The sequence below is a fragment of the Kitasatospora sp. NPDC056731 genome, from assembly GCF_040687675.1.
Taxonomy (GTDB): Bacteria; Actinomycetota; Actinomycetes; order Streptomycetales; family Streptomycetaceae; genus Kitasatospora.
Genome location: NZ_JBFBNR010000010.1, coordinates 131,189 through 153,029 on the forward strand (window position 1 = coordinate 131,189; position 21,841 = coordinate 153,029).

At 72.4% G+C, this 21,841-nt stretch carries 22 protein-coding genes; 8 read left to right on the forward strand and 14 right to left on the reverse strand.

Annotated features, from left to right (window positions below; translation table 11 throughout):
- Positions 1 to 11: 11 nt before the first annotated feature.
- The 8 genes from AB0R04_RS12920 to AB0R04_RS12955 form a co-directional block, all read right to left on the reverse strand.
- Positions 12 to 542, reverse strand: a complete 531-nt coding sequence (locus AB0R04_RS12920; protein WP_363370527.1) for a hypothetical protein — start codon at positions 540 to 542, stop codon at positions 12 to 14.
- Positions 543 to 565: 23 nt separating this feature from the next.
- A complete protein-coding gene (locus tag AB0R04_RS12925; RefSeq protein WP_363370529.1) occupies positions 566 to 763 on the reverse strand; it encodes a hypothetical protein in 198 nt (65 codons plus the stop codon).
- A 12-nt stretch (positions 764 to 775) separates the two neighbouring features.
- Positions 776 to 1,516 carry a DUF2637 domain-containing protein gene (locus tag AB0R04_RS12930; protein ID WP_363370531.1) on the reverse strand — a complete coding sequence of 247 codons (741 nt, stop codon included), beginning with the start codon at positions 1,514 to 1,516 and terminating at the stop codon, positions 776 to 778.
- Between the two features lie 11 nt (positions 1,517 to 1,527).
- Positions 1,528 to 1,740 (reverse strand): hypothetical protein, encoded by a 213-nt coding sequence (locus AB0R04_RS12935; protein WP_363370533.1) that lies wholly within the window; start codon positions 1,738 to 1,740, stop codon positions 1,528 to 1,530.
- Positions 1,741 to 1,812: 72 nt separating this feature from the next.
- Entirely contained in the window at positions 1,813 to 1,986 is a 174-nt protein-coding gene (locus tag AB0R04_RS12940; RefSeq protein ID WP_363370535.1) for a hypothetical protein, read from the reverse strand.
- 5 nt (positions 1,987 to 1,991) lie between these two features.
- Positions 1,992 to 2,204: a hypothetical protein gene (locus AB0R04_RS12945; RefSeq protein ID WP_363370537.1), complete on the reverse strand. Its 213-nt coding sequence runs from the start codon at positions 2,202 to 2,204 to the stop codon at positions 1,992 to 1,994.
- An 80-nt stretch (positions 2,205 to 2,284) separates the two neighbouring features.
- Positions 2,285 to 3,682: an FtsK/SpoIIIE domain-containing protein gene (locus AB0R04_RS12950; RefSeq protein WP_363370539.1), complete on the reverse strand. Its 1,398-nt coding sequence runs from the start codon at positions 3,680 to 3,682 to the stop codon at positions 2,285 to 2,287.
- Positions 3,683 to 3,687: 5 nt separating this feature from the next.
- Positions 3,688 to 4,041, reverse strand: a complete 354-nt coding sequence (locus AB0R04_RS12955) for a hypothetical protein (protein ID WP_363370541.1) — start codon at positions 4,039 to 4,041, stop codon at positions 3,688 to 3,690.
- A 224-nt stretch (positions 4,042 to 4,265) separates the two neighbouring features.
- On the opposite strand from AB0R04_RS12955, the gene AB0R04_RS12960 reads away from it, so the two are divergent.
- From AB0R04_RS12960 to AB0R04_RS12975, 4 genes are all read left to right on the forward strand, one after another.
- Positions 4,266 to 5,102 carry a sigma-70 family RNA polymerase sigma factor gene (locus tag AB0R04_RS12960; protein WP_363370543.1) on the forward strand — a complete coding sequence of 279 codons (837 nt, stop codon included), beginning with the start codon at positions 4,266 to 4,268 and terminating at the stop codon, positions 5,100 to 5,102.
- Position 5,103: 1 nt separating this feature from the next.
- Positions 5,104 to 5,940, forward strand: coding sequence for a protein phosphatase 2C domain-containing protein (locus AB0R04_RS12965; protein ID WP_363370545.1), 837 nt, complete (start codon positions 5,104 to 5,106; stop codon positions 5,938 to 5,940).
- Between the two features lie 493 nt (positions 5,941 to 6,433).
- The gene (locus AB0R04_RS12970) at positions 6,434 to 7,012 is read left to right on the forward strand and encodes a hypothetical protein (RefSeq protein WP_363370547.1); all 579 of its coding nucleotides are present in this window, start codon (positions 6,434 to 6,436) and stop codon (positions 7,010 to 7,012) included.
- A gap of 272 nt (positions 7,013 to 7,284) precedes the next feature.
- Positions 7,285 to 8,193: a YDG/SRA domain-containing protein gene (locus AB0R04_RS12975; RefSeq protein WP_363370549.1), complete on the forward strand. Its 909-nt coding sequence runs from the start codon at positions 7,285 to 7,287 to the stop codon at positions 8,191 to 8,193.
- A gap of 428 nt (positions 8,194 to 8,621) precedes the next feature.
- Here the strand turns inward: AB0R04_RS12975 and AB0R04_RS12980 are convergent, their stop codons facing one another.
- A complete protein-coding gene (locus tag AB0R04_RS12980; protein ID WP_363370551.1) occupies positions 8,622 to 11,360 on the reverse strand; it encodes an AAA family ATPase in 2,739 nt (912 codons plus the stop codon).
- A 191-nt stretch (positions 11,361 to 11,551) separates the two neighbouring features.
- On the opposite strand from AB0R04_RS12980, the gene AB0R04_RS12985 reads away from it, so the two are divergent.
- From AB0R04_RS12985 to AB0R04_RS13000, 4 genes are all read left to right on the forward strand, one after another.
- The gene (locus AB0R04_RS12985; RefSeq protein WP_363370552.1) at positions 11,552 to 11,929 is read left to right on the forward strand and encodes a nuclear transport factor 2 family protein; all 378 of its coding nucleotides are present in this window, start codon (positions 11,552 to 11,554) and stop codon (positions 11,927 to 11,929) included.
- A gap of 77 nt (positions 11,930 to 12,006) precedes the next feature.
- Positions 12,007 to 13,545: an MFS transporter gene (locus AB0R04_RS12990; protein WP_363370554.1), complete on the forward strand. Its 1,539-nt coding sequence runs from the start codon at positions 12,007 to 12,009 to the stop codon at positions 13,543 to 13,545.
- Between the two features lie 191 nt (positions 13,546 to 13,736).
- Positions 13,737 to 15,668 (forward strand): prolyl oligopeptidase family serine peptidase, encoded by a 1,932-nt coding sequence (locus AB0R04_RS12995; RefSeq protein WP_363370556.1) that lies wholly within the window; start codon positions 13,737 to 13,739, stop codon positions 15,666 to 15,668.
- Positions 15,665 to 16,192, forward strand: a complete 528-nt coding sequence (locus tag AB0R04_RS13000; protein ID WP_363370558.1) for a hypothetical protein — start codon at positions 15,665 to 15,667, stop codon at positions 16,190 to 16,192. The genes AB0R04_RS12995 and AB0R04_RS13000 overlap by 4 nt, the downstream gene beginning before the upstream one ends.
- A 52-nt stretch (positions 16,193 to 16,244) precedes the next feature.
- Here the strand turns inward: AB0R04_RS13000 and AB0R04_RS13005 are convergent, their stop codons facing one another.
- From AB0R04_RS13005 to AB0R04_RS13025, 5 genes are all read right to left on the reverse strand, one after another.
- Entirely contained in the window at positions 16,245 to 17,036 is a 792-nt protein-coding gene (locus tag AB0R04_RS13005; protein ID WP_363370560.1) for an SURF1 family protein, read from the reverse strand.
- Between the two features lie 153 nt (positions 17,037 to 17,189).
- Positions 17,190 to 18,377, reverse strand: coding sequence for a hypothetical protein (locus AB0R04_RS13010; RefSeq protein WP_363370562.1), 1,188 nt, complete (start codon positions 18,375 to 18,377; stop codon positions 17,190 to 17,192).
- Positions 18,370 to 18,915 carry a SigE family RNA polymerase sigma factor gene (locus AB0R04_RS13015; RefSeq protein ID WP_063348653.1) on the reverse strand — a complete coding sequence of 182 codons (546 nt, stop codon included), beginning with the start codon at positions 18,913 to 18,915 and terminating at the stop codon, positions 18,370 to 18,372. Before AB0R04_RS13015 ends, AB0R04_RS13010 begins: the two co-directional genes overlap by 8 nt.
- Before the next feature lie 345 nt (positions 18,916 to 19,260).
- The gene (locus tag AB0R04_RS13020; RefSeq protein ID WP_363370564.1) at positions 19,261 to 20,340 is read right to left on the reverse strand and encodes an aspartate-semialdehyde dehydrogenase; all 1,080 of its coding nucleotides are present in this window, start codon (positions 20,338 to 20,340) and stop codon (positions 19,261 to 19,263) included.
- Positions 20,337 to 21,617 carry an aspartate kinase gene (locus tag AB0R04_RS13025; protein WP_063348651.1) on the reverse strand — a complete coding sequence of 427 codons (1,281 nt, stop codon included), beginning with the start codon at positions 21,615 to 21,617 and terminating at the stop codon, positions 20,337 to 20,339. The genes AB0R04_RS13020 and AB0R04_RS13025 overlap by 4 nt, the downstream gene beginning before the upstream one ends.
- Positions 21,618 to 21,841 lie beyond the last annotated feature (224 nt).

Here is a 21,841-nt window from a genome sequence, read left to right on the forward strand (position 1 = left end):
TCCCGGGGAGGTCAGAGGCCGAGGCGCTGGGCGCGGCTGGCGGCCTGGTCGAGCAGGTGGTGGATGTCGGCCTGCCGGGTGGCGGGGCGGTCGTTGTACTCGTCCGGGGAGCTGGCGGGACGCCCGGTGGCGTGCAGAATCTCCATGAGCTGGACGCGGGCGGTGGTGACGGTGGCCGGGGTGCCGTAGCCGTGGGCGAGGACGGCGGCCTGGGCGCCGAGGAGGCAGACGCGGCCGGCGGAGTCCCACATGGCGCCTTGGAGCCAGCCGAAGGCGCCGATGTAGCGGGAGGTGAGCCGGAGGTGGCCGGCGGCGCTCACCGACACCGGGCGGGCCGGACGGTGGGTGATCCGGTCGAGGAGTGTGAGCCGGGGCGCCGGGTAGCCGGCGGTCCAGGGCTGGACGGTGGAGCCGAGCAGCGAGATGTACGGGACCGTGATGCGGGCCGGGGCGGGAAGCGAGGCCAGGTACGCCTCGATCTCGGCGACGAGGCCGGAACCGTCCACGGTGACCAGGGGCGGCAGGCGGACAGTGATCGTCATGGCCAACTCTCCTTTCTGGATTGCTACTTGGCGGAGGTCTTGTTGATGACGCTCACGCCGTCGCGGGTCGTGTTGTCGATCAGTGGGGCGGCAGAGGTGCCGGCGAGGTAGAAGCCGAGGAGGACGAGCGCGGCGACGGCCCACCAGCGCAGTCGGAGGTGCCGGACGATGAACCAGGCGGCGATCGCGAGAATGACGATGAACGGAAGCTGGATGTTCACCAGGTGAGCCCTTCAGGCGAGTTCGGCGACGAGCGCCGAGGCGAGCGGGTCCTGAACGCCGAGGCGGGCGCGAAGCGTGGCGGCGTCGATCGGGGTTCCCGTGCGGGTGTGGTGGTCGTCGGCGATCTTGCGGGCGTGGTCGAGGAGGAATGCCGGGACCGTGGGCGCGGGGGCCGGTGCGGGAACCGGGGTCGGCACCGGTACGGGAGGCTGGGGCGGCGCCGGAATGGGAGCCGGTTCGATCGCCGGGACAACCGCAGGAGGCGGGACGGGCGTCGGCTCGACGTCCGGTTCGGTGATCGGTTCTGCGGCGGTGACGTAGAGCGGCGGGACGTCGCTGGGCTCGCGGTCGTCCGGCTTCGGCTCGGGTGTCGGGGATTCCGCGGTGGGCGTGGTGGTCGAGTGGGCCAGCAGGGTGCCGCCGAGGAACGCGGCGGCGGGCCAGCCGGCGACGAGAACGCGAAGCCAGGCGGGGGCGTCGCCGAGATCGAGCAGTCCGGCGGTGCCGACATTGGCGCCGAGCGAGGCGGCCAGCGCGATGACGAACCAGCACCAGGCGAGCCGGCGGGCGGTCCCGGAGCGCATCCGGCGCCAGGCGGCGACCAGCAAGAGGTCGACGGACACCGGGTAGGCCCAGGACTTCCAACCGGCCTGGCCGGCGGCTGCGGCAAGGTCGTGGAGGTGGGCGAAGGAGAGTGCGGCAGCGATCACCGCTTGCGCCAGTACGGCGTCCAGCTTGGGGAGTCGACGCATGACGTACTCCGTCAGACCTGGTTCTTGTCGAGGGAGAAGAAGAGGACCGCGCCGCCGGTGAGCTCCGGCTGGTGTCGGGTCAGCGTGGCGATCGCCTTGTCGAAGATGTCGGCGCGGGTCATCCCGGGCGAGGGCGTGATGATGTTCGCGAAGGTGCCGATGGCGGTCGCGCCGGGCACGGTCTGCTGCAGCGTGAGGACGCAGTGGTAGGTGTCCTGCTTCATGGCTTGTCTCCCATGTGGAGTGCGGACCGGGCGGCGATCTGGTGGTCGACCGCCCGTCCCGTCGCGGCTGGGTTATGCGGGGGCGGTGCCAGCGCCGAGGCAGTCGAGGCAGGTCGCCTCCTGTTGGGCGACCGGGCGGCGGCGCGAACCCCGGCCGGCGTAGACGGTCTCGGTGGTCTGGCCGGTGCCCTTGCAGGGCTCACAGGGCGAGGGCTTCGGCGGCGCGGTGCGCTTGCGGGCGGCCACCGGGGTCACCGGCTGTTGCGCTGGGCGCGGTCGGCGGCGGCGCGGGCCTCGCGGGCGAGCTGGGCGGCGTCGCGGTCGTGCGGGTTGGCCCTGGCGATGCGCTCCAGGAGGTCGGCCTTCTCGGCGAGCAGCGGGCCGGCGTCGTCGTTGTTGTCGCGGGTGGCCTTGAGGTGGCCGAGGAAGGCGCCGATCTCGGCGATGGACGGCTTGCGGGACATTGGTGATCTCCTCGCGTCAGGCATGGCGGGGTAGGGACTTGGCGCGATACGGCCACGCCGGCCGATGGGGGGAGGTGTCGCTACTTGCCGAGCGAGACCGGAACCAGGTCCGACGGCGTCGAGGGAATCGGCGGAATGCTCGCCGGGCTGGCGACCTGCGGGCGGAAGGCCGCCAGACGGTCCAGGTCGGGCGTCAGGTGTGCGAACTCGCCGCAGCGATCGGCGACTTCGGTGAGCGAGCGGTACGGCGTGCGGATCTCGGACCACTGGCCGGAGGTGTCGCCGACGACCGCCATCCCGGGCATGTCCGGGCTGATCCTGGTGGAGGCCGTGACTGCGTCGTCGGAGATGTCGCCAAGACCCATCTTCGCCGTCTCCAGGTCGTTGACCCGGTGGACGGTGCGGCCGGTGAGCTGGGAGCGGAGCAGGGTCGCGCCCTTGCCCAGTTCCGAGCCGAAGCGCTGACCGGCGATCTCCAGGTAGATGCCGGCGGCGCGGGCGAGTTGGGCCAGCCGGATGAGCGCCGTGACGATCTGGTTCCGCCGTTCCTCATCGGCTTTGCTGGCCGCCAGGAAGAGTTCGGCGATCTCGTCGACCAGGACGACGATCGGGACCGGTCGGACATCCTCGGGCAGGCCCCAGATGTCGGCGGTCAGCTCCTCGGCGACGACGGATCCAGGGACGCCCTGGTGGTCCCGGATGAGGTCGTACCGGTCGTCCATCTCGACCAGCACCGCGAGCAGCAGCCCGAGCGCTTCGCCCTGGTTGGTGGCCAGAGCGGACAGCCGCGGGGCGAAGGGGCGCTGTTCAACGCCGCGCTTGCAGTCGATCCCGACCAGGGCGACCGGCTGAGGGGCGAGGCCGTGGACCAGGTTGCGGGTGAACATCGACTTCCCGGACTGGTTGGCGCCGAGGTTGAGCCCGTTCGGAGCCTGCCGGTAGTCCCGGTAGTGAACGGTGCCATCGGCTCGCAGCGCGACCGGAACCCGAAGCAGCTCAGGGGACTTGGCGATGGCCCGGCGAGGCATGCGTACGGTGCGCAGCCCGTCGAAGCCGACGATCCGCAAGTCCACCACGCCGGGCTTGACCTCCGAGACGTGAACCGCGTGGACCTCCCAGGCGTGCCGCAGCCGCTCGGCCGCATCGACCATGTCCGACGTCTGCTGACCCGGGGCGAGACGGAGTCGAATCCGCAGGCCAGTCGAACTCGGCTGCACGCCACGGATCACCGGCATCGCGGGCTTGGCCGGCCGGTCGGTGCCGGATGAGGACATGGCGCGCCAGAACGTGGGCTCCACGGTCAGCCCACAGGCCTCCATAACGTTCTCGAAGTCGTGCCGGATGCGGTGGACGGCCAGCGGCAGGCCGATGGTCGCCCAGTAGGTCCGGGGCATCTTTGCCTTGGCGTAGAACGCGCCGACGCCGACCGTGGCCGCTGGGACGCTCAGCTCCAGGAGCGTCGTGGTCAGGGTGTCCACGGCGATTAGGCGTTCGCGCCGGCGAGGACCGGGGAGGCGATCGTCACGGCGTCGGCCCGGAAGGCGATGCCGGAGCGCTTCTGACCGTTGAACTCGTTCTCCCACGGCCGGGCGATCAGCCGGGTGAGGGTGACCAGCACGCCGGGAGCCAGCCCGTCCGGGATGCCCGGCTGCGGCACGGTGAGGGACAGGATGTCCGCCTCGCCGTTGGCCACGAACGTGACATCCAGGGTGACCAGCGGCGCGCCGGTCTCGGCGTCCATGGCCATCTCGCCGGTCCGGCGGTCCTTGAGCTTCGGGCGGGGCGCCTGGGCGACCATCACCAGTGCGGCGGTCGTGTCGACAGGGATGAAGCGCATGAGCTGGGCTCCTTCATCTTCAGCGGCCCGTAGGGGCGGCTGGGAAAGGTGGCGGCGTGTTCGGCAGCATCCCGCTAAGGGGGGGTTACCACCGGGGATCGCGCCTCCCCAGGTGCTAAGGGGGGCTTATCACTAGATTGGACCCGCCTAGCCGCAGTGTCAAGCCCCCCTTACCATTGGTGTCATGAGACTTGCTCCGCACGTCGGTTGGGAGGTGCCGCGCCATGATCGATGAGGTTCGGCGCGTAGCGGCCATCAAGGACCATCGCGTCCGGGTCAAGGCTTCCGTGGAGCTGATGGAAGAGCTGCAAGCCGCCGTGATCGAGACCTCTCGGATGCGGAAGGAGAGCATCGCCTGGCTCCGGCAGAGCGGCCTGTCCATGGCCGAGGTCGCGAAGCTCATAGGAGTCAGCCGCGCGCGCGTGGCCCAACTGAAGGATGCAGGTCCGCCGGCTGAGCGTGCGTTCCTCGGCGTGGACCGGGTGAGCGTTGCGGTACCGCAGCGGCCGGGAGAGCGCGAGTACGTAGCAGTTGAAGACAGCGCCACCGGACAGCAGTTGATCAATCTTGCACACCGACTCCAACTCGAAGGCGAGCTTGAGTACATCCCCACCACGGGAGCCATCGACCTGAACCGAGACGGCTTGGTCGTTGTGTGCGGACCGAAGACGTCGCCCGTCACCGCAGCTGCTCTGGCCGCCGACCCCCGGCTGTCGTTCGAGACACTGGAAGACGGCAGGTGGGCGCTGATCGACCGGGAGAGTGGACAGGTCATCACTTCGCCAACCGATGACCCGGAGAGCCCCCAGCTTTCAGATGTGGCCTACTTCGGGCGGTTGCCGCGGCCGGACCGCGTTGGATCCTTCCTACTGGTCGCGGGTGTGCACGCGGTGGGATCGCTCGGGGTCGCGCACTACCTGTCGACCCATATTGCCGGGCTGTACGGCGAGATCGGCGACCAGTCGTTCTCCATGGTCATCGGCTGCGACTACGAGGCCGGCACCAAACGCGTGCTCGCCAGCCGGGCCCTGACCGGCGTACTCCGCCACGAGGAAGCCTGACGTGCTGGTCTCGGTCGCGACGGCCCCGAACCCGGGCCGGATCAATGAGGACTTCGCGGTCGCCAGCCCCGAGACCGTTGTTCTCCTCGACGGTGCTGGGCTGCCCAGCAGCATGAACACCGGCTGTACTCACGGTGTGCCATGGTTCGTGCGAACCCTTGGTGCGAGCATTTTCAAGCACGCGACCGAACGGCCGGCGGCGCTGACCGAGTGTCTTGCGGACGCGATCGACTCCACGGCTCGACTGCACGCGGGGACCTGTGACCTGGGCAACCCGATGACGCCGACGTCCACGGTGGCAATCACGAGAGCCCGCGGTGATGCCTTTGAGTGGTTGGTGCTCGCAGACTCGACCGTTGTGCTCAGCCTGCCCGACGGAATTGACGTGATCTCAGATCACCGGGTGTCGGCGGTCACTGACCAGCAACGAGCCGACATGGCAAAAGAGTTGGAGCATCTTCCCGAAACCGAGAGGCGGACGGCTCTGGCCTACGCCCAGAGGCAGCTCATGAACAGCGCGGCTGGCTACTGGGTCGCTGCCACCGAAGCTGGTGCTGCCGAACAGAGCCTGACCGGGGAGGTGTCATTGTCAAGCGTCCGAGCCGCGGCAGTTCTGACAGATGGTGCAGCCCGGGCCGTTGACGACTTTGGGGTCATGGGCTGGCCCGACCTCATGAGCCGGCTGGAGACGAGTGGCCCACGCGGGGTCATCAACCACACGCGGGAGCTCGAACGCTCAGATCCACAAAGGCGACGCTGGCCCCGCTCGAAGTGCCACGACGATGCCACGGTGGTACTCATGCAGCGCGAGCCGGAAGGCTTGCTGGGCAAGCAGTAAGTGATTCTCAGGGCGTGAGCGCCGGTTCTGTGCAAGCCCATGCGGGCGGCGTGTGGGGTGGGGGTAGGTAGCTGGAGGGAGGGTGTGAGGGGGTGGGGTCAGAAGATGACTGTTACGAGTTTCGCTACTGGTTCAAGGGCGCGCACAGCGCGCCAGCGCGCGGCCTTGCCGCTCGCCGTCGCTCCTGTCTTGCGCCCCGCTTCGGCGGCGGCCGGCCGCGCACGTCGAGCGTGCGGCCGGGAGGGATGCCGAGGTTAGAGCCCGCCGGGGCTGGGGCGGGCGGCTCCACGGTTTTACCCACCTCCCAGGCTCGGGACCCGAGTCGAGCAAGAACGGGGGGCCACTCGGCCAAATTGCGGTCAGGCCCAGAAGCCCTGACCGAGTCGCAACAGCTTACGGCCCCCCGATCATGCTCGACCCCAAACCAGGCAGGACACCGGCCAAAACCGCTCCACCGCCCGCGTGCCCACCGTGCTCGTAGCAAGATGCCGCTATGGACTCCTCGATCTGGGTACCCGCCATCGTCAGTCTCGCCGCTACCGTGGTTGGCGGCGGCCTGTCGATCACGGCGTCGATCGTTACGCAGAGACAACAGGCAAAGTCCACACGGCAGTTGGCCGTAACTCAACGATCGGAGTCGCTAGCTGACCGTGCCATCCAGGAGCTGTACGCCCTGAAGGAGCATGTGCAGCTTCGCCCGCACAGGATCACGATGTGGTCCGAGTGGGAGGCCGGATTGAAGAACCGTACGGGCACGTTGCGAACGACCATCATTCGGCTGCGTGACCGTGAGCTACGGGAGCGCCTGACGAAGACGATGGAGCTTCTGGACCTGTCCGAGCTGATGACACAAGGCGTGTGGGGAGGGAGCCCCCTTCTCCCTCGCCAGCTGTGTGATCACGCAATTGAATGCCTGGGGGCCTTTGTGCGCAATGAGCCGCTGCCGCCAGCCGCTGAGGCATTCGAAACCGCAAAGCGTGTGGAGCTGGCCTGGCTGGAGAACGCTGCAGAGCAGGCGATGGAACTCGAAGCTGAGAACGTTGGTCGCGTTCGGGCTCCTCGGAACGAGTGACCATGTCCAGGGTTCCTCTGGGTAGCCCGTGCCAAAGGCCTGCCAGAACGGGCGGTACGTGGCGGTCAGTCGCGGGGGTCGGCGGCGAGAGGGCAGGGGAACTGGCAGGACGGGGGCGCCCCAGGTCCACAGCGCGTTTAGTCTGCGACTGCCGACCAAAGAGGGAGCTCCTTTTCCACCACGACCCCGCCTTGGATCAAGGACGATGGCCGTCCACCGTATGCGGCATAAATCGCGCGCGGGTTGTCATCGCGCCATGCGAGGCTGGGGCCATGATTGGTGAGCCGCCCGACGCTTACGTCGGTCAGGAGTTCAGCACCCGCCGCTTGGCCCATAAGGCGGGGGTGCACCGTCCGCTACAGGCTGGCATCTGTGGCACGAAGGCGACCGGCGCTGAGTCGATCGTCCTCTCTGGTGGCTACAAGGACGACGAGGACTACGGAGACGTAGTTGTCTACACCGGCCACGGGGGACAGGACTCATCGAAGAACCAGGTTGCTGACCAAACTCTGGAAGACCCCGGGAACGCTGCCCTGGTCACCAGCCACCTGGAAGGCCTCCCCGTCCGAGTGCTGCGCGGGGCACACAAGGGCTCCAAGTACGCGCCCAAGTCGGGTTACCGGTATGACGGTTTGTTCCGAGTCACGAGCTACGGCAGCAAGCTCGGCATCGACGGCCACCTGGTCTGGCAGTTCCGCATGGAGGCGTACGAGGGCACGCCGGCCCCCGCTGCCGTGGAGACGGCAGACCTGCCCGCGGTCGACGCACTCCCGATCGAAGGCGAGTCCGAACAGCCTGCCGCTGGCAGCGAAACGCCCGAGCGGGTAACCACCACCGTGCAGCGCATCGTCCGTAGTAGCGCTGTAAAGCGGCAGGTCAAGGCCTGGCACGACAACCAGTGCCAGGTCTGTGATCTGCGCATCGAGGTCCCGGGCGGCAGCTACAGCGAGAGCGCCCACATACAAGCCCTTGGCAGTCCCCACAACGGACCTGACATCGTTGCGAACGTTCTCTGTCTCTGCCCGAACTGCCACGTCATGTTTGACGCAGGCGCGATCGTCCTGAGTGACGATCTCGTGGTCCTCAAGGGAGACGTAGAGATGGGCCCTCTGCGCACCCACCCCAAACACAAGATCGACCTCAACTGTGTGCGACAGCATCGCGAGCGCTGGCGCCAGTGAGCAGTACCGGTCGGCTTGACGGTGCCGAATCAGTTGAGTGTCTAACTGCGCTACAACGGGGGCGCACTGTCGCGGACAGCCACGGACACCGGAGGACCCTTCGCGCAGGCCAGCGGCACTGAGAGTCGAGGCCGGGCAGGTGCCCGGGTTGCTTCGGGACGAAGAGGCCGTGGGTTCAAATCCCGCCACCCCGACCCAGTACAGAGGGCCCATCGGAGAAATCCGGTGGGCCCTCTGGCGTTGTGCGCGACCGACGTTGTACGTGACCGACTGAGTGACCGTGCCTCAGTGCGGAGCGCCCGCCTGTGCCGCAGCCCGCGCGGAGTTCCCCGGGATCGGGGGCGGCGAAGGTGGGGGCAGCCCCCGCGAGTGGAGATCAGGGTCCTGCCGGAGGTGTTCGGGAGGGCCCTTTGGTGTGGGTGGGGGTGTCAGAGGGTGGTGGGGAGGTCGGTGCGGGAGGTGATGTGGAGTTTGGGGTACGCCTTGTAGAGGTGGTGGGCGATGGTGCGGGGGCTGAGGAAGAGTTGGGCGGCGATCTCGCGGTTGGTGAGGCCTTGGGCGGCCAGGCGGGCGATCTGGAGTTCCTGGGGGGTGAGGGGGGAGTCGGGGGTGCCGGTGGGGCTGGTGGTGGGGGCCGGGGTGCCGGTGGCGGTGAGTTCGGTGCGGGCGCGGGCGGCCCAGGGGTGGGCGGCGAGGCGTTCGAAGGTTTCGAGGGCGGCGCGCAGGTGGGGGCGGGCGTCGGTGCGGCGGCGGGAGCGGCGCAGCCATTCGCCGTAGAGGAGGGCGGTGCGGGCCTGCTCGAAGGGGCGGTGGGTGCCTTCGTGGAGGTCGAGGGCGGCGCGGTAGGCCGGTTCGGCGAGTTCGTCGGGGCCGAGCAGGGCCTGGCAGCGGAGCCGGAGCGCTTTGGTCCAGGGGCGGTCGGCGGCGGCGCTCCAGCGGGCGAAGCGTTCGTAGGGTTCGGCGGAGCGTTCGGGGGTGCCGAACCGGACGGCGGCTTCGACCAGGTCGGGGACGGCCCGGGTGGCGCTGACGTGGTGCCGGTGGGGGCCGGTGGTGAGGGTGTGCAGCCGGTCGGCGGCGTCGCCGGCGCGGCCGTGGCCGAGGTCGAGCAGGGCCAGTGCCCAGTGGGCCCAGGGGCGGCCGGCGGCGGGGGCGGCGGTCTGCGGGCCGGTGGTGGCGAGGGATTCGGCGGTGAGCCGGGTGCAGCGGTCGGTGTCACCGTCGAGGGCGGCCAGGTAGGCGAGGAGCGCGGTGAGTTGGCTGGTCCACTGGTGCTGGCCGGTGTCGCGGGCGAGGGCGAGGGCTTCGGTGGCGGTGACTTCGGCGTCGCGGTGGCGGCCGTGGAAGAGTTCGGCCTCGGCGAGGAAGAACTGGAGGGTGGGCATCACGCCGATGGTGCCCTTGGCGCGGGCTTCGGCGACGAGTTCGCCGCCGAGTTCGGCGGTTTCGTCGTCGCGGCCGAGGATGAGGGTGGCGCCGCAGAGTTGGACGAGGTCGACGGGGGTTTCGGCGCCGGCCTTGCGGGCTGCCGCGGCGGTGTCGCGGGCGGCGGGGGGCTGCGGTGCGGGCCGGCCGAGGGCGGGGAGTACGGCGGCGGGCAGGTGGCGGGCGAGCGGGGTGAGCGGGTCGTCGTCGGCGAGCGGTAGCGCGGCCAGCCGGTCGAGGACGGCGATCACCGGTTCCTCGCCCGCGTACCAGGCGGTGTGGAAGGCCTGGAACAGCATCCGGGCGGCGTGCGGCGCCTCGATGGCGGTGCCGGCGGCGTCGAGCAGCAGCCGGTAGGCGGTCGGGTAGGAGCCGCGCCAGAAGTGCGCGGTGGCCCGGACCTGGTCGAGCAGGGCGTGTGCCAGGGGGTTGTCGGTGCGGGCCCCGGCCTCGTCGGCGAGTGTCTCGGCCTGCGCCAACTTCCCTTCTTCGGTGGCGGCTTCGGCGGCCAGGACGAGGCGGCGGGTGGCGGCGTCGCGGTCCGGGGTGAGCCGGGCGGCCCGCTCGTACGCGGCGGCGGCGCCGCCGTGGGCGCCGCGGGCCTCGGCGCGGACGGCGGTGCGTTCCAGCGCGTCGGCGAGGGCGGCGTCGGGGGCGGTGGCGGCGTGGGCCTGGTGCCAGGTGCGGCGGTCGCCGTCCGGCAGCACTCCGGCGATGGCCTGATGGATCGTCAGTCGCTGGTGGTGCGGGGCGCGTTGCAGGATGGCGGTACGCAGGAGCGGGTGGCGGAAGGCGATCCGGCGGTCGGGGGTGACGCTCGCCAGGCCCGATTCCTCGGCGGGGCCGAGGTGTTCGGCGGGGACGCCGAGGGCGGCCGCGGCGGGCAGGACGACGTCGAGTTCGCCGGTCTCCTCGGCGGCGGCGACCAGCAGGAGGGTCTGGGTGGCCGGGGGCAGGCCGGTGACCTGGCCGTGGAAGGCGATCAGCAGCCGACTGGTGAGCGGCAGGCCGCCGGGCGCGGGTGCCGACGAGCCGGGGGTGTTCGCCTGTGCCCCGGTGGCGATGGGGAGTTCGGTGAGGGCGAGCGGGTTGCCGGCCGCCTCGACGAGCAGCCGCTCGCGGACGGCGGCGGGCAGGTCGGGGCCGGCCCGGTGGTCCAGGAGCCGGGCGGCGTCGGGCTCGGGCAGGCCGGTCAGTCGGAGCTCGGGGAAGCCCGTGGTCGGGAGTTCCGGTGCGGCGCCGCCGGTGCGGGCGGCGAGCAGCAGGGCGACTCCTTCGGCCTGGAGTCGGCGGGCGGCCAGCAGCAGGGCGTCGAGGGAGGCGTCGTCCAGCCACTGTGCGTCGTCGACGATGCACAACAGGGGCTGTTCGGTGGCGAGTTCGGCGAGCAGTCCGAGGGTGGCGAGCCCGACCAGCAGCCGGTCGGCCGGGGCGCGTTCCTCGGCGAGCCCGAACGCCGCCTCCAGGGCGCGCCGTTGCGGCCCGGGCAGGGCGTGCAGCCGGTCGAGGCCGGGTGCGAGCAGCAGGCTCAGCCCGGCGAAGGGCAGTTCCGCCTCGTACTCGACGCCTGCCGCCCTGATCACCCGGAACGCCTCGCCCGCCCGTCCGACGGCGTGGTCCAGCAGCGCGGTCTTGCCGATCCCGGGCTCGCCCCGGAGCAGCAGCACCCCGCTGCGGCCTTCGCTTGCCGCGTCCAACAGTCCCGCCACGACGGACTGTTCGTGTTCCCTCCCGTACAGCATGCCCCCGACCCTACCGAGGCCCTCCCGGCCGCAGGTGCGGGCGGGCCCGCCGAGCACACCTACGTACCCCCGCCGGATGCTACGTACCCCCATGCCGATACGTGACTGATTCGCCCGCGCCGGCCCGTCCCTACCTTGGTGAGCAGCGGGAACGAGCCGCTCAACCACCCACCGGGACACGGGAGAAGACCATGACCGAGATCACCGCCACCGCCCTCCAGCAGCTCGCCGAGCGCTACCTCGCGGTCTGGAACGAGACCGACCCGGCCGCCCGCCGCAAGCTGATCGACGAGGTGTGGGCCGCGGACGGCCGGTACACCGACCCGCTGGCCGCCGTCGCCGGCCGGGACGCGATCGACGCGCTGATCGGCGCGGCCCAGGCCCAGTTCCCCGGACTGGAGTTCACCCTCGGAGCGGTGGACGCGCACCACGACATCGCCCGGTTCACCTGGAACCTCGGGCCGGCCGGCGCCGAGCCGGTGGTGATCGGCTTCGACGTCCTGGTGGCCTCGCCGGACGGGCGGATCGGCTCGGTGTACGGCTTCCTGGACCGCGTCCCGGGCGCCTGACGGCAGGCCGGACGGGTCGGGGGCGACCCCCACCGCCCCCGACCCACTCCCTCCAACCCCACTGAGGAGAAGCCGAGATGAGCTCCGCCCTGACCGCCCGCCCATCGACCGCGACCGGCAATGCAACCGACAATGCGCCCGGCGCCGCGAGCAACACTGCGAGCACCACCGCGAGCACCACCGCGCCGGAGGTCGAGGCGGCGGCCGGCGCCCCGCGCGGCCTGCTGGCGGTCGTCCTGACCGCCACCTTCATGACCGCCCTCGACTTCTTCGTCGTCAACGTCGCCGTCCCGTCCGTCCAGGCCGACCTGGGCGCCGGACCGGCCGCCGTCCAGTGGGTGATCGCCGGATTCAGCCTGGCCCTCGCCGCCGGCCTGGTCACCGCCGGCCGGCTCGGCGACCGGTACGGCCGGCGCCGGGTGTTCGGGCTCGGCCTGGCCCTGTTCACCCTCGCCTCCGCGGGCTGCGGCCTCGCCCCCACCGCCGCCGCACTGGTCGGCGCCCGGGTGGTGCAGGGCCTGGCGGCGGCGCTGATGGGCCCGCAGGTGCTGGCGATCCTGCGGACGGCGTTCAGCGGCGCGGCGCAGGCGCGGGCCTTCGCCCGGTACGGGCTGACCATGGGCGTCGGCGCGGTGTTCGGCCAGTTGATCGGCGGGCTGCTGATCCGGGCGGACCTCTTCGGCCTCGGCTGGCGCAGCTGCTTCCTGATCAACCTGCCGATCGGCCTGGCCGCCCTGGCCCTGGTCCGCCGCTGCCTGCCGGAGTCGCGCGCCCCGCAACGGCCGGGCCTGGACCCGGTGGGCGTGCTGCTGGTCACCACCGCGCTGACCGCTCTGGTGCTGCCGCTGATCCAGGGCCCCGCACAGGGCTGGCCGCTGTGGACCTGGCTCTGCCTGGGCGGCGCGGTCGCCCTGCTGGCCGGCTTCGTGGTGCATCAGCACCGCACCCGGACCCGCGCCACCGCCACCGCCCCCGGCTCCGGCTCCGGCTCCGGCCCCGGCTCCGCCGCACCGCTGGTCGACACCCGGCTGTTCCGGACCAGGGCCTTCGGCGCCGGTCTGCTCGCCCAGCTCGCCTTCTGGCTCGGCCAGGCGTCCTTCTTCCTGGTGCTCGCCCTGTACCTCCAACTGGGCCGCGGCCTGGACGCGCTCGGCGCCGGGCTGGTGTTCACGGCGATCGGCCTCGGCTACCTGCTCACCTCCAACGCCACCCACCGCGTCGCCGCCCGGCTCGGCGGGGCCCGGACGATCGGCGTCGGCGGGCTGCTGATGGCCGTCGGGCTGGGTCTGCTCGCCCTCGCGGTGTACGGCGCGCCGGGCGGGAGCGTGTGGTGGCTGACGCCGGGGCTGTTCGTGGACGGCCTGGGGATGGGCCTGGTGATCGCCCCGGTGACCTCCGTGGTGCTGGCCGGGGTCGAGCCCCAGCTGGTCGGCTCGGCCGCCGGGGTGCTGGCCACCGTGCAGCAGGTCGGCGGGGCGCTGGGCATCGCGCTGATCGGCCTGCTCTACTACGGCGGGGGCGACCCGGCGGCCGCGTTCGGCCGCAGCGTGACGGCGCTGGCGGTGCTGGAGCTGGTGCTGGTGGGCCTGGTCCGGCTGCTGCCGCGGAAGGGCTAGCGGGACCGAGCGGGCGCGAGGGAGCGGACGGACTCACAGGAACGAGCGGGCTCACAGCAGCGGACGGGCTCCCGGGAACGGGCGGGAGGGACGGGGCGAGTGGGGCGGGCGGGTGAGCTGCGGCCACCCGCCCGCCCCGTTCCGTCCCCCGCCCGTTCCGTTCTGTCCCCCCGATCGGGTTGGATGGTCGGATGAGCGAGGAGAAGAGCGCCGTACCGGCGTGGGAGCAGCGGTTCAGGGCAGCACGGGTGTCACTCCCCGACTGGGCCGAGGACGCCCCCGACCGGGCGCTGTACGTGTCCAACGCGACCGGCACCTACGAGGTCTACGCCTGGGACCGGGTCACCGGCACCCACCGGCAGGTCACCGACCGGCCGAACGGCACCACCGACGCCGAGCTGTCCCCCGACGGCTCCTGGGTGTGGTGGTTCGACGACCACGACGGCGACGAGTTCGGCGTCTGGCGCCGCCAGCCCTTCGCCGGCGGGCCCGCGGACCGCAGCGCCGGCACCCCCGACGAGGAGGCCGTGCCCGGCCTCGCCCCCTCCTACTCGGCCGGCCTGGCGCTCGGCCGCGACGGCACGGTGGTCGTCGGACGTTCCACCGACGAGGACGGCACCACCCTGCACCTGCGCCGCCCCGGAGCGGCCGAGGCCGTCGAGATCTACCGGCACGCGGAGTACGGCGGCGTCGGCGACCTCAGCTACGACGGCACGCTGCTCGCCATCGACCACACCGAGCACGGCGACGCGATGCACTCCGCGATCCGGATCGTCCGCCTCTCCGACGGCACGAGCGGCACGACGAGCAAGCCCGCCGAAACCGTCGAAACCGTCGCCGAACTCGACGAGGTGACCGGCCGGGACGAGCCGCGCGGCGTCGCCTGCCTCGGCTTCGCCCCGGTCGACGGCGACACCCGGCTGCTGGTGGCCCACCAGCGCACCGGCCGCTGGGAGCCGATGATCTGGGACGTCGTCACCGGCGCCGAGACCGCGCTGCCGCTGCGCGACGAGCAGGGGAGCGAGCTGCCCGGCGACGTCTCCGCGCAGTGGTGCCCCGGCGCCGAGGCGCTGCTCGTCGAGCACGAGTACGAGGCGCGCAGCGAACTGTTCTCGTACACACTCGCCGACGGTCGACTGACCCGGCTGGACACCCCGCGCGGCACCGTCGGCGGCGCCACCGCCCGTCCGGACGGCACCGTCGAGTACCTGTGGTCCTCCGCCGCCGAGCCCTCCGCCGTCCGCTCCACCGCCGGGACGGTCGTGCTGCGGGCGCCCGGCGCGGTGCCGCCCGGCTCCGTCCCGGTCGAGGACGTCTGGGTGAACGGGCCCGGCGGGCGGGTGCACGCCCTGGTGCAGCGTCCGACCGGGGCGGGCGAGGGCCCCTTCCCGACCGTGTTCGAGATCCACGGCGGCCCCACCCACCACGACAGCGACTCCTTCGCCGCCGGCCCGGCCGCCTGGCTGGACCACGGCTTCGCGGTGGTCCGGGTCAACTACCGCGGCTCCACCGGCTACGGCCAGGCCTGGACCGACGCCCTGCACGAGCGGGTCGGCCTGATCGAGCTGGAGGACATCGCGGCCGTCCGGGAGTGGGCGGTCGCCGGCGGCCTCGCCGACCCGCGCCGGCTGGTGCTCACCGGCGGCAGCTGGGGCGGCTACCTGACCCTGCTGGGCATCGGCGTCCAGCCGGACAGCTGGACGCTGGGCGTCGCCGCCGTGCCCGTCGCGGACTACCACACCGCGTACGCCGACGAGATGGAGGCGCTCAAGTCGCTGGACCGCACCCTCTTCGGCGGCACCCCGGAGGAGGTCCCGGAGCGCTTCACCGCCTCCTCGCCGCTCAGCTACGTCGAGCAGGTGCGGGTGCCGGTCTACATCAGCGCCGGGGTCAACGACCCGCGCTGCCCGATCCGGCAGATCGAGAACTACGTCGAGCGGCTGGAGCAGTCGGGCAAGCCGCACGAGGTCTACCGGTACGACGCCGGGCACGGGTCGCTGGTGGTGGAGGAGCGGATCAAGCAGCTGCGGCTGGAGATCGACTTCGTCCGACGGCACCTTGCCGCGGCGTCGCAGGCCGAGGCCGGGACCGCGGCCGAGGCCGGCGACGGGGAGACGGTGTGAGGCGTCTGCTGACGCTCGCGGGAGTGGCGGTGGCCGGGGCCCTGGTGCTCACCGGCTGCTCGGGCGGGCACGGCGCCGAGGCCGCCTGCCCGCCCCCGGCCGGCCCCACGCCGACCACGGCCGCACCAACCGCACCGGCCGCCACCGCGACGCGCGCGAGCGCGGCGGGGCCGAACACGGCTGGGCCGGGGGCCGCCGTCGCCCGAGCGGCGTACGCGCCTGCGGCGGGCGAGGACGCGGTCCAGCTCGCCAAGGGATCCAGCGGGTCGAAGGGCTCGTCCGGCTCGAAGGGCTCCGGCTCCAAGGGGACGAAGACCGGGCGCACCGTGCACCACCACATCGACCATTACGACTCGAACGACGACGTGAGCGGCGGCCACGGCCGGTGCCACGACGAGCCGGCGTTCACCGGGTCGCCGACGCCGGTGCCGTCCTCCCCGACGGCACCCGGGAAGCCGACGACCGCACCGGTCACCCCGGCCCTGCCGTCCGCCCCGTCCGCTCCCGGCAAGCCAACCCGCTGAGGCGGGCCGGCCGAGCGGGGACCGGCCGAGCAGGCGCGCCGAACCGCGGAGGTCAGTCCAGGACCGGGTCCAGTCCGAGGGCCCGGTCCTGCTCCGCCTCCCCCTCGCGGCGCACCAGGCGGAACCACATGAAGATGACGAAGCCCCCGAAGACGAACCACTCCAGGGTGTAGCCGAGGTTCTGGAAGGCCCGCAGGGTGAGCCCGTCGCCGCCCTGCGGCTGGACCGTCGGCACCGGGGTCAGCCCGGCCGGCACCGCGTCGGCGGCCACCCAGCCGTCGTACCAGCCGTCGTACGCGAGCGCGTTGAGCAGCGCCGCCCGGTTGACCGTGCCGAGCTGACCGGCCGGCAGACCGCCGGCCACGGCGCCGTTGCTGCCACTGGACTCACCGGCCTGCAGTCGCCCGGTGACGGTCACCTGGCCGGGAGGCGGCGGCGCGGCCACGGACGCGCCCTCGGCGGGCGCACCGGGCGCCCAGCCGCGGACCACGGCGGCGAACCGGCCGTCGGCAGTGCGCAGCGGGGTGAGCACGTAGTAGCCCTGCTTGCCGTCGACCACCCGGTTCGGGACGAGGAGCTGGTGCTCCGCGTCGTAGCTGCCGGTCACGGTGACGGGCTTGCCGACGGTCTCGGTGGTCACCTGCGGGGTGGCCTGGTTGAGCAGGTCGTCGATCGGCCGCACATCACTCGAAGCGGTGACGGTCTGCTTGGTCTCCTGGTGCGACGAGAACCGGTCCTCGAACCGGCCGAGCTGCCAGGAGCCCAGCCAGACGCACACCGCCACGGCCGCGACGGCCAGCGCGGTGCCGCCGAGCCAGCGCGGAGTCAGGAGGAACCGGTACACACCCCCACGGTAACCACTCCTCACACCCGTCCCGGCCGCAGGGGTCCGCCATAGGGGTCCGCCATCGGCCACGACGGCCCGGCTGGTCGCCCGTCCGACCCCGACCGCCCGACCCCGACCGCCCGCCGGACCGGTGCCGGAGCGCGAAGCCCGTCAGCCCGCCGGGGGCGTGTCCGACGGCTGCGGCGCCGGTGCGCCCACCGCCTGGACGCCACCGCGGTAGAGGGTGCCGCCGCAGGCCACGGCGAAGGTGGCGGTGGCAACGGCAGGGCTGCCGGGGGCGGGGGTGTGGGCGATGGTGGCGGTGGCCCGCGCGGTGGTGGGGCTGCCGGTCGGGGTGGGGGTGGAGCTGGGGGCGTTGGTGGGCCCGGCGCTGGGGGACGAGCTGGCCTGGGGGTTGGTGCTGGGGGCCGCCGAGGCGTCCGAGGCCGCCGGGGCGGCACCGGTGGCGGCGGCGGGGGCCTGGGAGGCGCCGACGGCCGGGTTGGCGCCGCCCTGGCTGGTGGGCCCGGTGCTGGCGGTGCTGGCGCCGGGGGTGGGGCAGGTCCGGTCGGGGACCCAGGCGAACGGCACCCGGTAGCCGGCCTGCGGGGCGAGGACGGGGGGCTCCGTGTCCATCGCGGGCAGGTCGCCGGCCGGGTCGCCGGCGGCGTGGTCGGCGGTGCGCACGCGGCTGCGGTCGGTGCCGCTCACCGCCGTGACGGCGACGGCGCCGGGGCCGCCGAGCCGGCAGCTGCGGCCGGAGACGTTGTACACGGTGAACGAGCCGTGGATCCGGCCGTCGGCGTCGGCCGGGCCGATCTGTGCGCCGCCCTGGCCGAGGTCGGCCCGGGTGCAGAGCGGGGTGATCGGGCTGTCGCCGGTGCTGGTGGCGGGGGCGGGCGGGGCGGTGGTGCCGTCGGCGCGGGTGGTGCTGGCGCCGGGGCTGGGTGAGGCGGTGGGGGTGCCGGAGGGCGACGCGGTGTCGCCGGTGCCGCTGGGGCCGGGCCGCGAAGGTGTGCCGGTGCCGGGGGCGCCGCCGGTCCTGGTGCCGGTCGGGGCTGCGGCGGCCGGGCTGCTGGCGTCGGCCGAGCCGGGGCCGCCGGACAGGCCGAGGTGCTCCCCGTCGTGCAGGGCGGGCAGGGCGACGGCGACGGCGACGGCGAGGGCGGCGGCGCCGGTCCAGGCTCCGCGCCGGGCGGCCCGGCGGCGGGGTACGGCGTACCGGATCCGCGGCAGGCCGCCGGGTTCGGGCTGGATGCCGGCGACGGCGCTGCGCATCAGGTCGCGGACGCTGCGTTCCTCGGCGGAGAGCCCGTCGCCCTCACCGCCCGAGGGCCGCCGCCCGGCGCCGTCAGCCATGTCCGGCCTCCATCTGGGTGCGCAGGGCGGCGAGTCCGCGCGAGCCGTAGGCCTTCACCGATCCGAGCGAGATGCCGAGGGTCTCGGCGACCTGCGCCTCCGTCATGTCCACGAAGTAACGCAGCACCAGAACCTCCCGCTGACGGCGTTGCAGACCACGCAGCGCGGCCTTCAACTGGTCGCGCTCCAGCGCATCGTAAGCGCCTTCTTCTGCACTGGCCATGTCAGGCATGGGCTTGGGCAGCAGGCGCAGGCCGAGGATCCGTCGGCGCAGGGTCGAGCGGGACAGGTTGACGACGGTCTGCCGCAGGTAGGCCAGGGTCTTCTCGGGCTCGCGGACCCGGCGCCGGGCGGCGTGCACCCGGATGAACGCCTCCTGGACGACGTCCTCGCAGGTCGAGAGGTCGTCCAGGAGCAGCGCGGCGAGCCGCAGCAGGGAGCCGTAGTGGGCCTGGTAGGTCTCGGTGAGCAGGTCCTCGCTGGTACCCGCGTCGGTACCGGCACCGGAGCCCGCCGCACCGGGTGCGACCGCGGTCATCTGGTCGTCTTCCGGCCTACTCGCCGGCCACGGGGCGCGCGAGGGGAAGGCCACCACGGATCTCGCCGGGATGCCCGCCCCTGCTCCCACCATCACGTTCGCCACGCCCGTTGGACACTCGATCCCCTGTCATGGTTGCCCAGCCCGGGGGCCATTCTTCCGCATCGGCGGAAGAGGCCTCCAGGGGATTCCATCGGGATTCCGGACAGATTGTGTCGAGGAGCGGACACGCCCTCCCCGGATCGGGGGCCGGACGGGCCCGGGAGCGGGCGGCTCCAGGCCTTCCAGGGTCTCTTCCCGGGCCTCCTGCCAGGCCTCTTCCCGGGCCTCCCCCTGTGCTTCCTGCTACGCCTCTTCCGGTGCGTCTTCCTGTGTCACCGTCAGCTCACCGGCCACCAGTTCCGCGATCTGCAGCAGGTTGAGCGCCGCGCCCTTGCGCAGGTTGTCGCCGCAGAGGAAGAGGTCGAGCGCGGCCGGCTCGTCGAGGGCCCGGCGCACCCGCCCGACCCAGACCGGGTCCGTCCCGACCACGTCGTTCGGCGTGGGGAACTCGCCGGCCGCCGGGTCGTCGTACAGCACGACCCCGGGGGCGTCGCGGAGGATCTGCTGCGCGTGCTCCTGGGTGACCTCGCGTTCGAAGAGCGCGTGCACGGCCAGCGCGTGGGTGCGGACGACCGGGATGCGGACGCAGGTCGCGGAGACCTTGAGGGCGGGCAGGCCGAGGATCTTGCGGGCCTCGGCGCGGATGCCGACCTCCTCGGAGGACCAGCCGCCGTCCACCAGGGAGCCGGTCCAGGGCACCGCGTTGAGCGCGAGCGGGGCGGCGAACGGCCCGTGGTCGGCGATCACCGCGCGCAGGTCGCCGGCCTGTCGGCCGACCTCGGTGCCGGCCACCAGGGCGGTCTGCTCGCGCAGCGCCGCCTCGCCGATCCGGCCTTCGCCGGAGGCGGCCTGGTAGGAGGCGACGACGAGTTGGGCGAGCCCGTACTCGGCGTGCAGGGCGCCGAGGGCCGCGATCATCGCGAGGGTGGTGCTGGCCGGGCTGGCGACGATGCCGCGGGCGCGCAGCCGCAGCGCGGCCGCGTTGACCTCGGGGACGACCAGCGGCACGTCCTCGGCGGTACGGAAGGCGGCGGAGTCGTCGACCACCACGACGCCCTTGGCGGCCGCGATCGGCGCCCACTGGGCGGAGACCTCGTCGGGGACGGCGAACACGGCGACGTCGATCCCCTCGAAGGCCTCCTCGGCCAGCGGGACGACCTCGACCGGCACCCCGCGCACGACCGGCTTGCGGCCGGCCGAACGCGGGGAGGCGACGAGTCGGATCTCGCCCCAGACGTCCTGGCGCAGGGAGAGCAGGCCGAGCAGCACCTCGCCGACCGCGCCGGTGGCGCCGACGACGGCGAGGTTCGGCCGCCGGGTCATCGCCCGGTGCCTCCGTAGACGACGGCCTCGTCCGTCTCGCTGTCCAGTCCGAAGGCGCTGTGCACGGCGCGGACGGCCTCCGGCACGTCCTCGGCGCGGGTGACGACCGAGATGCGGATCTCCGAGGTGGAGATCAGCTCGATGTTGACGCCCGCGGCGGACAACGCCTCGAAGAAGGCGGCGGTGACGCCCGGGTTGGAGCGCATGCCCGCGCCGACCAGGGAGATCTTGCCGATCGCGTCGTCGTAGCGCAGCGACTCGTAGCCGATGCCCTCCTTGACCCGGCCGAGCGCGTCGATGGCCTTCTGGCCCTCCGCCTTGGGCAGGGTGAAGGAGATGTCGGTCAGCCCGGTCGACGCGGCGGAGACGTTCTGCACCACCATGTCGATGTTGACCTCGGCGTCCGCGATGGCGCGGAAGATGCGGGCCGCCTCGCCCGGCTTGTCGGGCACGCCGACGACCGTGACCTTGGCCTCAGACGTGTCGTGGGCGACTCCGGAGATGATGGCCTGCTCCATCTCGCCCCCTTCGGGCTTGTGCGGGTTCTCGTTGCTGACGATCGTCCCGGGAAGACCCGAGAAGGACGAGCGTACGTGAATCGGGATGTTGTAGCGCCGGGCGTACTCCACGCAGCGGTCGAGCAGCACCTTGGAGCCGGACGACGCCAGCTCCAGCATGTCCTCGTACGCGATCCAGTCGATCTTGCGGGCCTTCGCCACCACGCGCGGGTCGGCGGTGAACACGCCGTCCACGTCGGTGTAGATCTCGCAGACCTCGGCCTTGAGCGCGGCGGCGAGGGCGACGGCGGTGGTGTCCGAGCCGCCGCGGCCCAGCGTGGTGATGTCCTTGCTGGTCTGCGACACGCCCTGGAAGCCGGCCACGATCGCGATGTTGCCCTCGTCCAGGGCGGTGCGGATGCGACCAGGCGTCACGTCGATGATGCGTGCCTTGTTGTGGACGGAGTCGGTGATGACGCCGGCCTGGCTGCCCGTGAAGGACTGCGCCTCGTGCCCCAGCGATTTGATCGCCATGGCCAGCAGCGCCATGGAGATGCGCTCTCCAGCGGTCAGCAGCATGTCGAACTCACGGCCGGCAGGAAGCGGTGACACCTGCTCCGCGAGTTCGATGAGCTCGTCCGTCGTGTCGCCCATTGCGGACACCACGACGACGACCTCATGGCCGGCCTTCTTGGCGTCAACGATTCGGCGGGCAACGCGCTTGATGCCTTCGGCATCCGCAACGGATGAGCCGCCGTACTTCTGCACGACAAGGCCCACGTGCGCTCCTCGACTTGTGTCGTCTTCCGGGGGCACCAGGCCCCCGCACCCCCGGGGAAAAGGGGCTGTGCGGTCGGCGCCAGTCTACCGAGCAGGGGTGCCACAACCGGCGCTTTCCATATGATGAGACGCCCGTTTCAGCAGGTGGTCGGCGAAACGGGCGGCACCACCGGCAGGTCTGCGGGCAATTCGCCACCGCCCCGAAGAATCGGCGGATCAACGGA

Bases quoted from the DNA above. Each gene is read 5' to 3' on its own strand.
- AB0R04_RS12920 (WP_363370527.1), bottom strand. From the start codon at position 542: ATGACGATCACTGTCCGCCTGCCGCCCCTGGTCACCGTGGACGGTTCC.
- AB0R04_RS12930 (WP_363370531.1), bottom strand. From the start codon at position 1,516: ATGCGTCGACTCCCCAAGCTGGACGCCGTACTGGCGCAAGCGGTGATC.
- AB0R04_RS12935 (WP_363370533.1), bottom strand. From the start codon at position 1,740: ATGAAGCAGGACACCTACCACTGCGTCCTCACGCTGCAGCAGACCGTG.
- AB0R04_RS12945 (WP_363370537.1), bottom strand. From the start codon at position 2,204: ATGTCCCGCAAGCCGTCCATCGCCGAGATCGGCGCCTTCCTCGGCCAC.
- AB0R04_RS12955 (WP_363370541.1), bottom strand. From the start codon at position 4,041: ATGCGCTTCATCCCTGTCGACACGACCGCCGCACTGGTGATGGTCGCC.
- AB0R04_RS12960 (WP_363370543.1), top strand. From the start codon at position 4,266: ATGATCGATGAGGTTCGGCGCGTAGCGGCCATCAAGGACCATCGCGTC.
- AB0R04_RS12970 (WP_363370547.1), top strand. From the start codon at position 6,434: ATGGACTCCTCGATCTGGGTACCCGCCATCGTCAGTCTCGCCGCTACC.
- AB0R04_RS12975 (WP_363370549.1), top strand. From the start codon at position 7,285: ATGATTGGTGAGCCGCCCGACGCTTACGTCGGTCAGGAGTTCAGCACC.
- AB0R04_RS12980 (WP_363370551.1), bottom strand. From the start codon at position 11,360: ATGCTGTACGGGAGGGAACACGAACAGTCCGTCGTGGCGGGACTGTTG.
- AB0R04_RS12985 (WP_363370552.1), top strand. From the start codon at position 11,552: ATGACCGAGATCACCGCCACCGCCCTCCAGCAGCTCGCCGAGCGCTAC.
- AB0R04_RS12990 (WP_363370554.1), top strand. From the start codon at position 12,007: ATGAGCTCCGCCCTGACCGCCCGCCCATCGACCGCGACCGGCAATGCA.
- AB0R04_RS12995 (WP_363370556.1), top strand. From the start codon at position 13,737: ATGAGCGAGGAGAAGAGCGCCGTACCGGCGTGGGAGCAGCGGTTCAGG.
- AB0R04_RS13010 (WP_363370562.1), bottom strand. From the start codon at position 18,377: ATGGCTGACGGCGCCGGGCGGCGGCCCTCGGGCGGTGAGGGCGACGGG.
- AB0R04_RS13015 (WP_063348653.1), bottom strand. From the start codon at position 18,915: ATGACCGCGGTCGCACCCGGTGCGGCGGGCTCCGGTGCCGGTACCGAC.
- AB0R04_RS13020 (WP_363370564.1), bottom strand. From the start codon at position 20,340: ATGACCCGGCGGCCGAACCTCGCCGTCGTCGGCGCCACCGGCGCGGTC.